The organism is Globicatella sp. HMSC072A10 (genome assembly GCF_001811625.1).
Taxonomy (GTDB): domain Bacteria; phylum Bacillota; class Bacilli; order Lactobacillales; family Aerococcaceae; genus Globicatella; species Globicatella sanguinis.
Genome location: NZ_KV805723.1, coordinates 38299 through 53451 on the forward strand (window position 1 = coordinate 38299; position 15153 = coordinate 53451).

Sequence of the window (15153 nt, forward strand, 5' to 3'; positions counted from 1 at the left end):
CGTCGGCCTACCACCGCACAATTGAAGTTGACAAGAAGTAGAAAATTCAATAGTCTCCGCTTCGTCGGCCTACCACCGCACAATTGAAGTTGACGAGAAGTAGAAAATTTAATAGTCTTCGCTTCGTCGGCCTACCACCGCACAATCAAATTAGTATTTCTTTAATTCTTATGTAAAAACTTCTCACCGATGATGTTATAATTAACGAGCCATTACTTGACAGAAGTTCTCCACTATATGTCTCTTCTCTAGTTTAGCATACTTTGCAACATTTACTATTTGCTCATTTTTTATTCGTCATTTTATATCATCAATTAAAATTAATTATGGTTGATAGTTCTACTAAGGCATTTATTTGCCAGCTTCCTCTTCTAATTGACGTTTTATTTCATCCCAATCAATCTCACGACCTTTGGCATAATATTGACGGTCGTACTCACCGATTTCTCGCACTACGTGACAAGGATTGCCATAGGCAAGAGAATTAGCGGGCACATCTTTTGTCACAATACTACCGGCACCGATAACACTATTATCACCTATTTTAACCCCCGGCATTACCATTACGCCCGTACCTAACCAACAGTTTTTGCCAATATGAATCGGTAAATTGTATTGGTAAGCATGGGATCTTAAACCGGAATCGATGGGATGAGTGGCAGTCGATAAAACCACATTAGGTGCTAGCTTTGTATTGTCACCAACATAGATATGGTTATCGTCCACGCATGTTAAATTAAAATTAGCATAAACATTTTTGCCAAAATGAACATTATGTCCACCCCAATTGGAATGAAATGGCGGTTCAATATAACAACCTTCACCAATTTCAGCAAACATTTCTTTTAGTAAAGCAGCTCGTTTCTCACCTTCAGTAGGACGCGTTTGATTATAATCGTATAATAATTCTAAACATTGAAGTTGTTGGTCCATAATACTTGAAACATTCGGTAAATATAATTCTCCTGTATGTAATTTTTCTTTCATTTTAAAACACCTCTACCTATCGTTACTTTTTCATCATATCATTCTTTGGAATTGCTTTCAATAATTCTAAAGGTTATCTATTGCATCACTGTTTTTTTGATGTTATATTGTAAAGTAATAAAATAATTAGAATTTGGAGAGAATTATGTTAAAAAGAAAGAACTTTTTTGCTCTATCCCTAATGTCATTTGGGATATTCTTTGGAGCAGGTAATTTAATATTCCCACCTTCAGTAGCACAATTAGCAGGAAGCAATATTTGGTCAGCTTATTTTGGTTTTTTAATAACAGCCGTTATTCTACCGATTTTAGGTATTATTACGGTCGCCAAAACCGATGGACTGTTAAACTTAGGTCGTAAAGTAGACCCGATTTTCGCTTATATTATCACCATTGGTATTTTATTAGCGATTGGTCCAGGACTTGCTATTCCAAGAACTGGCAGTACCTCCTTTGAAATGGCCATTAAACCTTGGTTAAATAGTGAGATGTCTACCACAATGCCACTCATTTTATATTCAGCTGTTTATTTTGGTCTAGTAGCACTTCTTTGCTGGACGCCCAATAAAATTATCGATCGGATTGGACGGTTTTCTACGCCGGCACTATTAGTTTTAATTTTATTATTGACAACTTTAGCTTTTACTCATCAACAACCGACACTTTTAGAGCCTTCCCATGGTTATGAAAAAGCCGCTTTTACAACTGGTTTCTTATCAGGTTATAATACTTTAGATACTTTAGCGGGATTAAATTACGGATTACTCATCGTGACAGCAGTACGTAATCTTAAAGTAGATGAATCAAAAGTCGTGAAAATAGCAACTAAAGCAGGTATTGTTGCCGGTGTGGTATTAGCACTTGTTTATTGGTGTTTAACGATTATTGGTCAATACGGTGCAGGAAAGGTAGAAGTTGGAGCCAATGGAGCCAATATTTTAGTGGCGGCCTCTACTTTACTTTTAGGTAAATTTGGCACGCTTGTTTTAGGTATCATCTTTGTATTGGCTTGTTTTAATACTTGCGTAGGTTTAATTACGTCCATTTCACAATTTTTCCATCGTATTTTACCACAATTGAGCTATCATACTTATGTGATAATTTTAACTCTATGGAGTTTTGCTTTAGCTAATATTGGTTTGGATGGCATTTTAACTTATTCAATCCCTATCTTAGTATTGCTTTATCCGATTGCGATTACGCTAATTATTTTAACCTTAACGGATAATTGGCTTCATCACAGTCAACTAACCTATCGTATCATTGCCTATGTTGTTAGCTTTATTAGTATCATAAATTCTTTAGTTAGTATGGGGATTAAAATACCAATCTTAACCGCATTAACTGAGGCTTTGCCGCTGGCTGATCAAGGTCTCAACTGGATGTTACCAGTCATTATTCTAATAATCATGGCTTATTTTACGACTAATCGTCAAGCTGTTCCTAACTAATTTGGCAAAGGTCAACCCTTAACAAAACGAATGAACTGCCCCCTTTCAAATAGACTGAGAGCAGTTCATTTATTTTTTTATATTAACACAGCATTGAGCTGCATAAAAAATATCGTATTATCCTATTTTATGCTTACTCAACACTATGTGAGGAGAGCGGCACTATGAAGTATTTTATCTTCTACCCGACTCCCTTTTAGGAGTGAGACAAAGTAAAGTAATTATGATCTATTAGCGCGTTTAGCAAGCTTTTCTTCTTTGCGACGTTCGAGTACTGATGATAATAATCGACTGAATTGCACTACCAATAGAAACATTGTAACGTATGTTTGAAGTTTTTCGAATTTAACTTTCATTTATATCACCTTTCTTTTATTTGCGTGTTGAGCCTCTTTCAATAATTTTATGTGGTAATAATACATTGCGCTCTTCAATCTCTTCTTTAGCCATGATTTTGGTTAATAGACGCATTGCGACAGCCCCTAAATCATATAATGGTAATTGAATAGATGTTAATTTAGGTCGGACAATTTGGCAATAAGTTGAGTTATGGCTTGTAATAATTTCAAAATCTTCAGGTACTTTCATCCCGTGATCTTGCAATGCATTTAATAAGGCTACTGCTACTACGTCATCACCTACAACAGCAGCTGTTGCGCCGGTTGCCTGGATTTGACCATATAAATCTTCACCTGAATCAATATCAAAATCGCCTTGAATGACTAAGTCTGGATCAAATTTTACCTTATGTTTTTTCAATGCTTCTTTATAGCCGACCAAATAATAGTTTTTGTTAATTTCATATTCAGACGGTCCAGTAATGAGCGCGATTTTTTTGTTGCGTTCTAATAACATTTCAGTTGATTCTCTCACTGCATCTAAATAACGAATATTGATTGTGGAGAATGCATCACCTTCAGCAACAGTTCCGGCTAACACTACTGGCGTTGAAGTACGTTCAATTTCTGCACGTAATTTTGGTGCGATTGAATTGCCTAAGTAAACTATTCCATCTACTTGTTTAGCTAATAAAGTATTAAATACCGATACTTCTTTATCAGGATTTTCATCAGAGTTTGCTAAAATAATATTATATTTATACATGACTGCAATATCATCAATCCCACGTGCTAGCGAAGAGAAGAATACATTGGATACACTTGGAATAATAACTCCAACTGTTGTTGTTCTTTTACTTGCTAACCCTCTAGCCACCGCATTTGGACGATAGTCTAAACGTTCAATGACTTCGTTAACTTTTTTACGAGTTGCTGGTTTTACATTCGGATTCCCATTGACAACTCGAGATACTGTAGCCATTGAAACTCCTGCTTCACGTGCAACATCATAAATTGTAATTGTTTGTTTTTCCATCAGAGTTTCACTCCCGTTATTATTATTTTGAAACTAATGTACCATAAATTTTCAACGATTGCAAGCGTTTCATTTACATTTTTTCATTATCTTAATACTCTCTCTATGAAAGTTGCTTTTTTGTTAAATGTTTTCTTGAAAATAAAACAAAGGGACTGAAAATATTTTCAATCCCTTAAACTTCAAATATTATTCTTGAATTTCTTCCACTTTTTCAGAAACTTCGTGCTCAATTTCTTCTGCTTTATCAGCAACTTCGTGTTTAAATTCTCCTGCTTTATCAGCAACATCCTCCGATAATTCTTCAGCAAATTCTTGAGCTTTTTCTTCTGCTTGATTCACTTCGATTTCGATATCATTGGTTAATTCATCTAATTGCTCTTCTTTTTTAGCAACAAACTTTTTACCATCTTCTTTTAATTCATTAAATTGATTTTTTAAATTTTCTGCTGTTAATTGAACATTTAGCATAATATCTTCCGATTTTTCACTTGCTACTTCTGCTGCAGAATCATACATTTCTACACCACGTTCAACTACTGTATCTTTATAATCACGTGCACGGTCGATTAATTTATCCACATCTTTGCTAACAGATTTACGTAATTCATCACCCGATTTTGGAGCATATAATAATGCTGTCAATCCGGCAACTGCTGCACCCAATAAGGCACCTAAAACAAATCCACTATTATCTTTTTTAGCCATGATATTTCACTCCTTCGCTTATCGTAATTTCGCCTGCTGTAGAAGAAGGCTTGCGGTTTCTAATTGATTCTAATTCTTCTTCAATTGCTGTTTTTGGGGTAGTTACTGGTACTGGTTCTTCCACAACTACTTTTTCTTGTTTACCTGGTGAAACAAAGTCTTTTACTTTTGTTAATGACTTAATGTTTCTTTGTAATCTTTGTGTCTTTGAAGGTTTCTTTCTACCAATACCACTTAAAAAATTATTAGCGGTATCTTTGGCAGAGACATTAATTTCTGACACTGTTACGCCTAAATCACCAACTGCTGTGAATAAAGGATCAATCTTGCTAACTTTACCATTGACATCATCCATTAGTGAATTGGTTTTATTCAATAGTCCTTCGACTTCGATTGAAAGACCATCAACATCCTTCGTCACGACATCGATCGTCGTATTCACTTTTTGAATGGTATTTTGTAATTCTGCAATTAATTTTGGTATTTTAAGCAGACTGATGATAAGAACAATTACAAGTGCAGTAAATGCCAAGGCCGCAATAATTGCAGCTATTCCTGCTAAATCCATATGACAATCATCTCCAGTTCTTCAATTTTGATATATATTAAATATAGCACGATTCCGCTTCCAACTCAAATGATAACACTTTGCTTTCATCTTATTTTCAAAAAGACCAACGCGAAAAAATATGTTATGATAATATAAGAGGAGTGTGAGTTATGTTAAATCAAACCGACCAATGGTTCCAAACATTTATTAAAACACAGTGGGAAGAAAGAGCCACTGAAGTCTTAATCATTATTTTTCAACTAATCTTAACCTATGTGCTCTTTTTACTCATTAGGGCGTTTATTAATCGGATTTTTAATTATAAAATTCAAGAAATGATTATTGCTAAACATAAAAACACTTCCCTGCAAAGGGTGAATACTTTAGCAAAAGTAACTAAAAATGCCTTGAGTTATTTATTATACTTTTTCTTATTTTACACTATATTATCAATTTTAGGGTTTCCGGTTGCCACTTTAGTGGCCAGCGCCGGAATTGCCAGCTTTGCTTTTGGGATGGGCGCCAAAGAATTTGTTACTGATGTTATCAATGGTTTCTTTATTATCTCAGAAGGTCAATTCGACGTCGATGAAGTGATTGAAATTCCCAATAAAGGGATAAAAGGAACCGTAAAATCAGTGGGTATCCGTTCAACTACTCTTTTAACACCAAGTGGGCAAGTTTACTATATTCCAAATCGTGAAATTAATATTGTGTCTAATTTAAGTCGAGAGAATGTTGGCATGGCAATTGAATTACCCATTTCTACGACTACTAATCTCGCATTATTAATGCAAATCGTTGAACGTGAAACAGCTCGTATTAAAGAGCAATATGCAGAATTTTTGCAAGATGAGCCGAATATTATCGGTCTAACCAAAAATGATAACCAAACATTTAGTTACCAGATTTTTTTCAAAGTAACCAATGGCCAACAATTTAAACTCAAGAGTAAGTTTTATGAACTGTATTTAACAGCGCTCAATGAAGAAATGACCAATGGTGTTAGTTTGAATAGTGGTGAGATTAGAGTGTACCAGCAAAAGGTTACACCATCATAATATAAATAAACCTCAAGTTTGATTAGGAGTCGCTACATCAATAGTATGAAGACTGCCTTCGAAACTTGAGGTTTTTATATTTATGATCGCTTGAACTCATTTTGAGTCATCGCTCATAGGTTTATTTTTAAGGTCATTCATTAACAAACTTGAACATCAAAATGGCACCTGCTACACCAACATTTAACGACTCTGCTTGTCCAGGCATCGGAATATAGATTGATTGATCAGCTAATTCAATTAGACTCTGATTAACGCCTTGTCCTTCATTCCCAACAAGAATAGCTAATGCGGTCGCTTCATTTACCTCAACTTGACGATAGTCAATCGCTGATTGATGTAAAGCTGTTGCTAATACTGTGGTGCCTTGTTGTTGTGCTTGGGTAATCCATTCGTTTAAGTCTGCTTGAATAATCGGTAAATGCCATAATGACCCTTGAGTCGAACGAATCACTTTATCGTTATAGACATCAACCGTTCCGGTGCCTAATATAATCGCATCGTAATTTGCCGCATCAGCCGTCCGAATTAAGGTGCCAAGGTTACCTGGATCTTGAACCGCGTCAACCAACAAAATACGCTTAAATTCTTTGGTTATTGCGGTCGGCTTACTTCCCATTTCGATAATCGCAAAGATGCCTTGCGTCGTCTCTGTTTGACTTAATTCCGCCAAACAATTATCAGCTAATAAAACTTCTTCAGCTGAATGCTTCATTTTAAAAGGTTTATTCTTTGCTAAATAGTGCTCTGAGTAAATCAAATACTTTATTTTCGCACCTGATTGCAATGCTTCTTCAATTAAATGAATGCCTTCAATCATATATTGTCCACTTTGTTTTCTACCTTTAGTGGTTGCTAATTTACGCCATTGTTTTAATTGGGCATTTTGCTTTGAAGTAATTTTTAACATAGCTTATCTCGTTAAGCGATAGATGGCTTCAGCATAAATCGCTGTAGCACGTAATAAATCATCAATCGCTAAAAACTCATTTGCTTGATGCATTGTATCAATTGAATCTGGGAATAAGGCTCCATAAGCGACCCCTCGTGGCATTAAACGACCATAAGTACCGCCACCAATCGACATTTCATGACCTTCTAAACCAGTTTGATTAGTATAAACATCGAGCAATGTTGCGACTAATGGATCATCCGCTGGCACATAATGAGGTTCTTTGCTTTCTCCGACTGTTAAGTTAAATTGATATTTTGTTAAAGCATTGGTAAATTTCTCAGACATCATCGCTGGTTCTGTCCCTTCAGGGAAACGGAAGTTTAATACAATGCGACCGCCATCTGCTTCATTAAAGGACACAATCCCCACATTCATACTAACATCGCCCATTACCTCATGATGGTGACTAACCCCTACTTTTTCTGCTTTGAAATCTTGATGTAATTCTGTTGCTAAAGCAGTGATGAAATCTTGTGCTGCTTGATTACTAAAGGCAAATTGATTTAAGAATACAGCTAAATAAGTCGCCGCATTATGCCCTTTTTCAGGAGTAGAACCATGAGCCGCTTTTCCTATTAATTTAAATTCAGCAACGCCATCATGCCATTCTGCATTTCCAGACAATTGATGCTCATTGACAAATGTCGCAAATTGTTCGGTGACAGTATTATCTAAACCTTTAACCGTCGCGGTCACATCTTGGATGACCATATTTTCACGTAAGCCACCTTCAAAATTCACTAAAGTAACATCGCCTTCAGTGGGTTCAGATTTAAAATCTAAATAAAAACTAACATTACCTTTTTCCCCATTGATAATCGGGAATACCGCATCTGGTGAGAAACCAAAATCAGGCATTTCCGCATGTTGGAAATAATAATCCATACATTGCCAGCCACTTTCTTCGTCTGTTCCGACAATTAAGTGAACTCGCTTATTAAAGTCATAACCTAATTCACGCAATAATTTAATGGCAAAATAAGCTGCAACTGTTGGCCCTTTGTCATCACTTGAGCCACGAGCATAAATACGATTGTCTTTAATGACCGGTTCAAATGGATTTGTTTCCCACCCCGTACCGACAGGAACCACGTCCACATGACCTAAAATTCCCATTAGTTCTTCTCCTGAACCTACTTCGATACGACCAGCCCATAGTCCAAATTGTTTGGTTTGAAAACCATCTTCTTGAGCCATTTTCATAAATTCTTCTAAAGCAGCTTTAGGACCAGGTCCTACTGGTGCTTCGTCCGTTGCTTTATCATCTTCTCTAACTGAAGGAATACGTAATAATCTAAATAAATCTTCAAATAATGTTTCTTTTCGGTTTTCAACTTCTTGTAACCAATTTACCATTTTTTCTTCAACTCCTATTCAATTCCAAAATCTTCTAAAAGTGTCCATTCGTCTTTATTCAAGGGTCTATATTCTCCAATAGGTAAATCATCTGGTAAGATTAGCGGTCCCATTGAAAGACGTTGTAATTGAATCACTTCACAATTAATTTTTTCACACATTCGTTTTACTTGGTGGAATTTTCCTTCATGAATCACGACTTCAATTCGGGATTGATTTTTTGCTTCATCAACATTAAGAATCGTTAATTGACTTGGTTGTGTCACGAAATCACCTAAATCTAAACCTTTAGCAAATTTATCAATGTCTTTTTCCTCTACAATCCCATTTACCAAAGCAAAATAACGTTTGGGTACTTCACGCTTAGGTGACAGTAATTGATGAGCTAATTGTCCATTGTTCGTTAATAACAATAAACCTGTTGTATCAATATCCAAACGCCCCACAGGAAATAAATCCAAGTGGGCGTAATCTGGACCTAACCAATCGATAACTGTTTCATGATAATGATCTTCGGTGGCACTAATAATTCCTTCTGGTTTATTCATAATGTAATAGTGGTATTTCTGATACTGGACTACTTGCCCATCAACTGTCACCACATCATTTTCGATATCAACCTGAAAGCCTACTTTCTTAATAGTTTGACCATTGATATCAACCCAGCCATTGGTAATTATTTGCTTTACTTCTTTGCGTGTACCATAACCTGTATGAGCTAATAATTTATCTAGTCTCATTAGAACATTCTCAACTTATCTTGTAATGCTCGATGACGTTCACCAATTAATAAAGATAATTTACCAAATAGTGCGAGTACCCCGAAGTAAACAAAGGCCGCAAAGGTAACTACTATTAAGATTTTAACAAATGTAAGAATACGTCCTACTGGACCAAATAATAAGTCAAGTGAACTATTCCATAACCAAGCTGAAACAGTCATTAATAAAGTGGCTGAATAAATAATGATAATATTTGGTAACATGCCTTTAAAGTCTAAGTGAACCAGTTCATTTAATTTCCAAATAGTTAAAATGCAAGTCACTAAGAAACCTAGTAAGGTTGCGATCAAAGCACCGTGAGCATTTAACCAAGCAACTAATGGAAATTGTAAAGTCAATTTCACAGCCAAACCAACTAATAAGTAGCGAATAGCTGCTCGACGATAATTCATCGATTGAATAATAGTAGAAAGGATCGTATAAGCACCTAAAATAATACTTAAAACAGAGGCTGTTACTAATAATGATGGACCCGCTTCGTGACCATAAGGATAGAATAATTGGTACATATTATTAGCAATACTTGCCATTCCAAATGCTGCTGGTGACATCACTAATAAGAATAGTATCGAAATTTTTTCAATCAATTCTGCAGTTTTACCTTCTTCATGGTTGGCATAAAGCTTCGTAATTAATGGAATCGATGATAGTGACATGCCCACTGCAATCGAAATAATAATCATAATTAATTTATCGACGTCTAAGTTCATGACACCAAACAATTCACTAATATCACTTAATAACATAGTTGAGGTGCTTTCTAAAATGAACTTAAAAGTGATTTGGTCAATGAATTTCGCGATAATGATACCTGATCCTAAAAGGATAAACGGAATACTATCTTTTAATAAAATCATTAAACTCGCTTTAAAGTCTAAGGTATCGGCATCGTCTTCTTCAGCTGTTTCAATTAATAAGTTAATTGCTCCACGACGTTGGAAGTATAAGAACACCAGATAAATTAATGATAAGACTGCTCCTACAAAAGCGGCAAAGGTAGAATGTGCTACTGCTTTGGTAACATCGCCGTCAAGCATCTTCATAATCGCATACGTTGCTGCTAACATGTAAACTACGCGTGCAATTTGTTCTAAAATTTGAGAAACGGCTGTTGGTACCATATCACCAAATCCTTGAAAATAGCCACGTAATAAACTCATCACTGGTAGTATTAGTAACGCCGGTGCTAATGAACGAATCACCACAACCGCTGCTTGCGGATTATCAGTTGAGGAAATCCCCGCTATAAATGGCGCTAAAATGAATAATAATCCACCCGATACTAAACCAGATATTAACATCACTAATAAACTATTTTTGAAAATTTTATCAGCTGACTTATATTGTTTTTGTGAATGATAGTAAGCCATTTGTTTTGCAATCGCACTCGGGAAACCTGCTGTCGAGATGGCTAAGAATAGCGCATAAGGATTATACCCAATCCCATATAATACATTGGCGGTCGTATAACTTGTACCAAACCAAGTACCCCAGGGAATCACATATAAAGCACCTAAAATTCTAGAAATAATATTTCCGGCTGTTAACCAAGCCGTCCCTTTAACGAAAGATGCTGCTTCTTCCTGAACATCGTTTTCAACTAAATCATCATTTACGATGGTTTCATCTAATACTGAATCCGTTAAAATAGGCCCTTCAAATGATTGTGTTTGTTGAGCAATCTGCTCACTTACTGCTTCAATATTTTCAGTGGAAGTGTCCGCTAATACTTTACCTACCGAATCGTTTGTCGATTTAACAGTCGCTTCGCCATTTGATGTTGCAAAATCCTGTTCATCAACATCGCCGAGATCAACAATCGCTGCTTCATGCTCCAGTTGATAATCTTTTGCATTCTGAATCGTTGACTCTTGCATCGTTTTGTCTTCGACAGTTGTTAATGGTTCGTCTATTTGTGACACTTCAGCATCTTCAGAGTGGTTGGCTTTATTGTCATTGAATGAATTTTCTGATAAATCATCCTCTCTACTTTTCGTGACGGGTCTATCATTTTCATATAAAGTTTCATCTTCAGCAGAATGGTCCATGTTAGATGTTTGAATGAAACTTTGATTTTTAGCTTGTGATGCTTTTCTTTCGTTTTCTTCGGTTGCTTCGTTAAGCTGAGATAATTCTTCATCATTTTGACTGAATTTATCGGCAATAGCATCTTTTATATGGCCTAAGAATCCGGTAAGCGAATGTTCTGAAACAGGTGATTGATTTATTTTTGTTTGATTGTTCGCTGATGGGTCCGGCTGTTGCTCTTTATTCATATTCATATTCTTTGGTGACGATGAGATAGCTTCCTCAGACGCTTTTGTTCTATCTTGTTCAAACTGATTATATTGATCGAAGGTTGAAAGATTATTTTCATCGTAAACTGGTTCGTAAGTGTCTTCAAATTTTTTGATTAATTTTTCACGTCGTTCACGAATCGCTTGTTGTTCTCTTTCTTTTTTTGCTTCATATTGATCACGTAATTTTTTTGTCTTTGATTTATAAACAAATGGATTCTCTTCTGGTTCCTCAGAAGCAACATTATGACTAACATTTTTAGCTGATTCAACCTGATCATAAGTAGATGTTGTTTCCTTGAAATCCAACTCTGAATCGATTACTACTTCCTCCGGTTCAATTGGATAAGAATCATCTATTTCAGGCTGCTGATAATTCACTTCATCAAAATTAAACGGTTCGTTTGCAGATGATGCAACTTTATCCTCAGTATTTCTAGTATTTGGATGATAATACTCTTGAGCTGTAAAGTCAGGATAATCATCAATAACTGTTTCATTTGGATACGATTGAAGTTCTTTAGGTCGTTCAGCATTAGAACTTAATTGACGATGATTTTTTGAATAAAAATCATTATCAGTCACTTGATGTTCACTCTCTTCTTCTCCCTGTTGTTCATTTGTTTTCACGTTAAAACGATTGTTTTGTTGCGATTTATTGGCTTCAATTGGACGCTCATCACCGGTTATTTGCTCAGTAAAATAATCACCATCAATTGGTTGACGATTCGGGCGTCTCAACCTACTTAAGTCTTCCTGTGTAAATTGAATCGTCTCTTCTAAATCGATATTAGAATAAGAACGATTTTGACGATTATTGTCTGTCATATCATTGGCTCCTTTTAATTTGCTACGATATTTACTAATCGATTAGGTACTGCAATCACTTTACGTACTGTTTTTCCTTCAATGGCCAACTTAATTTGTTCATCTGCTAAGGCAACTGCTTCTAATTCTGCTGGAGTTAAATCAACGTCTACCATCATTTTTTGTTTCAATTTACCATTAATTTGAATGACAATTTCAACTTGAGATTCAACGGTTAAAGCTTCATCAAAAGTAGGCCATTCGGCATGTTGAATACTTTCTGTTCCACCTAATTTTTCCCAAATTTCTTCCATTAAATGAGGTGCTAAAGGTGCTAATAATTGAACAAAACCTTTCGCATAGGCTAAAGGTAATATTTGCTGATCTTTAGCTGCATTTAAGAAAATCATCATTTGTGAAATGGCAGTGTTAAAATGTAAGTTTTCAAAGTCTTCGGTTACTTTTTTAACCGTTTGGTGATAAACACGTACTAAGGCTTCATTTGCTTCATCTTTGACCGTTGATTTTACTTCACCGGTTGCTTCATCGATGATTAAACGGTATACACGATCTAAGAAACGGCGACTACCTTCTAAGCCTTTTTCGCTCCAAGCAATCGATGCATCTAATGGTCCCATAAACATTTCATATACACGTAAAGTATCCGCACCAAATTCACTGACAACATCATCTGGGTTAACAACATTCCCTTTAGATTTAGACATTTTTTCATTGTTTGCCCCTAAAATCATACCTTGGTTAAATAATTTTTGGAAAGGTTCTTTAGTTTGGACAACACCTAAATCGTAAAGGAATTTGTGCCAGAAACGTGCATATAATAAGTGTAACACGGCATGCTCTGCACCTCCAATATATAAGTCGACTGGCATCCATTTTGCTAATTTTTCTGGAGAAGCAATCGCGTCTTCATTGGTTGGATCGATGTAACGTAAGAAATACCAAGAGCTACCCGCCCATTGTGGCATCGTATGTGTTTCACGTTTACCTTTCATTCCCGTTTCAGGATCAACCACATTGACCCATTCTTCAATTTTAGCGAGAGGCGATTCGCCAGTACCTGAAGGTTTAATTTCATTAGTCTTCGGTAACATCACAGGCAACTCTTCTTCAGGAACTAAAGTGGTCGTGCCATCTTCCCAATGAATAACAGGAATCGGTTCACCCCAATAGCGTTGACGAGAGAATAACCAATCACGTAAACGATAATTTACTTGGTGTTCACCTACTCCTTCAGCTTCTAACCACTCAATCATCTTTTTAATAGCTGCTTCATTTTCAAGTCCATTAATAAAATCAGACTCGATATGTACCCCATTATCGACAAATGGTAAATCGCCACCTTCAACTACTCGGGTAATTGGTAATTGATGTTTCGTCGCAAATTCAAAGTCACGTTCATCATGAGCCGGCACCGCCATTACAGCTCCGGTCCCATAACTTGATAAAACATAGTCTGCTACCCAAATAGGAATCTCTTGTCCATTTACTGGATTGATGGCATAAGCTCCAGTAAAGACTCCTGTTTTATCTTTATTTAATGAGGTACGGTCTAATTCACTCTTTGTTTCAACCTCTTTAACATAGGCTTCAACTGCTTCTTGTTGCTCAGGGGTCGTAATTAATTTAACTAATTCATGTTCAGGTGCTAAAACAGTATAGCTTGCGCCAAACAAAGTATCAGGACGAGTAGTATATATTTTAAAATCATGTTCAGAATTTTTAATTTTAAAGGTAACCATAGCACCTTCAGATTTTCCAATCCAATTACGTTGCATCGCCTTAATACTTTCTGGCCAATCCACTAAATCTAAATCTTCTAACAATCTTTCAGCATAAGCAGTAATTTTCAATACCCATTGACGCATTGGACGTCGATAAACAGGATGTCCACCACGTTCACTGACACCATCAATGACTTCTTCATTGGCTAAAACCGTTCCTAAAGCCGGACACCAGTTCACCGCCACTTCTTGTTCATAAGCAAGACCACGTTTATATAATTCAGAAAAAATCCATTGCGTCCATTTATAATAATGTGGATCCGTTGTATTAATTTCCCGATTCCAATCATAACTGAATCCTAAAGATTTAATTTGACGTTTAAAATTACCAATATTTTTTTCGGTAAATTCAGCTGGATCATTACCAGTATCTAATGCATATTGTTCGGCCGGTAAGCCAAAGGCATCCCACCCCATAGGATGTAATACATCAAAACCTTGTGAACGTTTCATACGACTAATGGCGTCAGTAGCTGTATAACCTTCCGGATGACCTACGTGTAATCCTTGTCCAGACGGATATGGAAACATATCTAAAGCATAAAATTTTGGATGCCCTTCACGCTCTGTCGTTTTAAATGTTTCATTTTTGTCCCAATAATCTTGCCATTTCTTTTCAATAATACGATGTTGGTAAACCATAATTTCCTCCTAAAAAACAAAATATTATAAATAAAAAAATAAAAACCCTATAACAAGACAAAAAGACCTTGCTATAGGGCGCCAAATAGCGCGGTACCACCTATTTTTGCATAATGAAAAGGTATATAAATACATTATGCCTCAAATCTTTAACGCAGATTATACGGCTTATCTTACTTTATTCAGATAAGCATCGATTGAGATGAGTTCGATAAACTTAATCACTTGTTCACACCAACCACAAGCTCTCTGATGATTTTACTTATCTACTAATTCTAATCATTGATTCAATATTAATAATATTATGCCACAAATACCCTGTTTATTCAACGCTAAACAATGTCCAAGACATAAAAAAAGACTCACCGAAGTGAGTCGTGAA

Annotated in this window: 11 protein-coding genes and 1 other annotated feature; of the genes, 2 read left to right on the forward strand and 9 right to left on the reverse strand. The window is 35.9% G+C overall.

Features of this window, described 5'->3' with window-relative positions; all coding sequences use genetic code 11:
• Positions 1–351: 351 nt before the first annotated feature.
• Positions 352–987, reverse strand: coding sequence for a sugar O-acetyltransferase (locus HMPREF2811_RS05625; protein WP_071408473.1), 636 nt, complete (start codon positions 985–987; stop codon positions 352–354).
• Between the two features lie 145 nt (positions 988–1132).
• On the opposite strand from HMPREF2811_RS05625, the gene brnQ reads away from it, so the two are divergent.
• Positions 1133–2437: a branched-chain amino acid transport system II carrier protein gene (brnQ, locus tag HMPREF2811_RS05630; RefSeq protein ID WP_071408474.1), complete on the forward strand. Its 1305-nt coding sequence runs from the start codon at positions 1133–1135 to the stop codon at positions 2435–2437.
• Positions 2438–2809: 372 nt separating this feature from the next.
• Here brnQ and ccpA read toward each other — a convergent pair whose 3' ends face one another.
• From ccpA to HMPREF2811_RS05645, 3 genes are all read right to left on the reverse strand, one after another.
• Positions 2810–3811: a catabolite control protein A gene (ccpA, locus tag HMPREF2811_RS05635; RefSeq protein ID WP_071408475.1), complete on the reverse strand. Its 1002-nt coding sequence runs from the start codon at positions 3809–3811 to the stop codon at positions 2810–2812.
• 189 nt (positions 3812–4000) lie between these two features.
• On the reverse strand, positions 4001–4519 hold the full coding sequence (locus HMPREF2811_RS05640) for a YtxH domain-containing protein (protein WP_071408476.1): 519 nt from the start codon (positions 4517–4519) through the stop codon (positions 4001–4003).
• Entirely contained in the window at positions 4512–5087 is a 576-nt protein-coding gene (locus HMPREF2811_RS05645; RefSeq protein ID WP_071408477.1) for a DUF948 domain-containing protein, read from the reverse strand. Before HMPREF2811_RS05645 ends, HMPREF2811_RS05640 begins: the two co-directional genes overlap by 8 nt.
• Positions 5088–5239: 152 nt before the next feature.
• Here HMPREF2811_RS05645 and HMPREF2811_RS05650 point away from each other — a divergent pair, with 152 nt between their 5' ends.
• Positions 5240–6130 carry a mechanosensitive ion channel family protein gene (locus HMPREF2811_RS05650; protein ID WP_071408478.1) on the forward strand — a complete coding sequence of 297 codons (891 nt, stop codon included), beginning with the start codon at positions 5240–5242 and terminating at the stop codon, positions 6128–6130.
• A 133-nt stretch (positions 6131–6263) separates the two neighbouring features.
• On the opposite strand, the gene HMPREF2811_RS05655 is transcribed toward HMPREF2811_RS05650, so the two are convergent.
• The 5 genes from HMPREF2811_RS05655 to leuS are packed head-to-tail and all read right to left on the reverse strand — an operon-like array spanning position 6264 to position 14771.
• A complete protein-coding gene (locus HMPREF2811_RS05655) occupies positions 6264–7040 on the reverse strand; it encodes a TrmH family RNA methyltransferase (RefSeq protein WP_071408479.1) in 777 nt (258 codons plus the stop codon).
• Positions 7041–7043: 3 nt separating this feature from the next.
• Entirely contained in the window at positions 7044–8441 is a 1398-nt protein-coding gene (gene pepV / locus HMPREF2811_RS05660) for a dipeptidase PepV (protein ID WP_071408480.1), read from the reverse strand.
• Between the two features lie 14 nt (positions 8442–8455).
• The gene (locus HMPREF2811_RS05665) at positions 8456–9181 is read right to left on the reverse strand and encodes a pseudouridine synthase (RefSeq protein WP_071408481.1); all 726 of its coding nucleotides are present in this window, start codon (positions 9179–9181) and stop codon (positions 8456–8458) included.
• Positions 9181–12348 (reverse strand): oligosaccharide flippase family protein, encoded by a 3168-nt coding sequence (locus HMPREF2811_RS05670; RefSeq protein WP_071408482.1) that lies wholly within the window; start codon positions 12346–12348, stop codon positions 9181–9183. Before HMPREF2811_RS05670 ends, HMPREF2811_RS05665 begins: the two co-directional genes overlap by 1 nt.
• Before the next feature lie 14 nt (positions 12349–12362).
• Positions 12363–14771: a leucine--tRNA ligase gene (leuS, locus tag HMPREF2811_RS05675; protein WP_071408483.1), complete on the reverse strand. Its 2409-nt coding sequence runs from the start codon at positions 14769–14771 to the stop codon at positions 12363–12365.
• A 71-nt stretch (positions 14772–14842) separates the two neighbouring features.
• Positions 14843–15063, reverse strand: a binding site (T-box leader).
• Between the last annotated feature and the right edge of the window lie 90 nt (positions 15064–15153).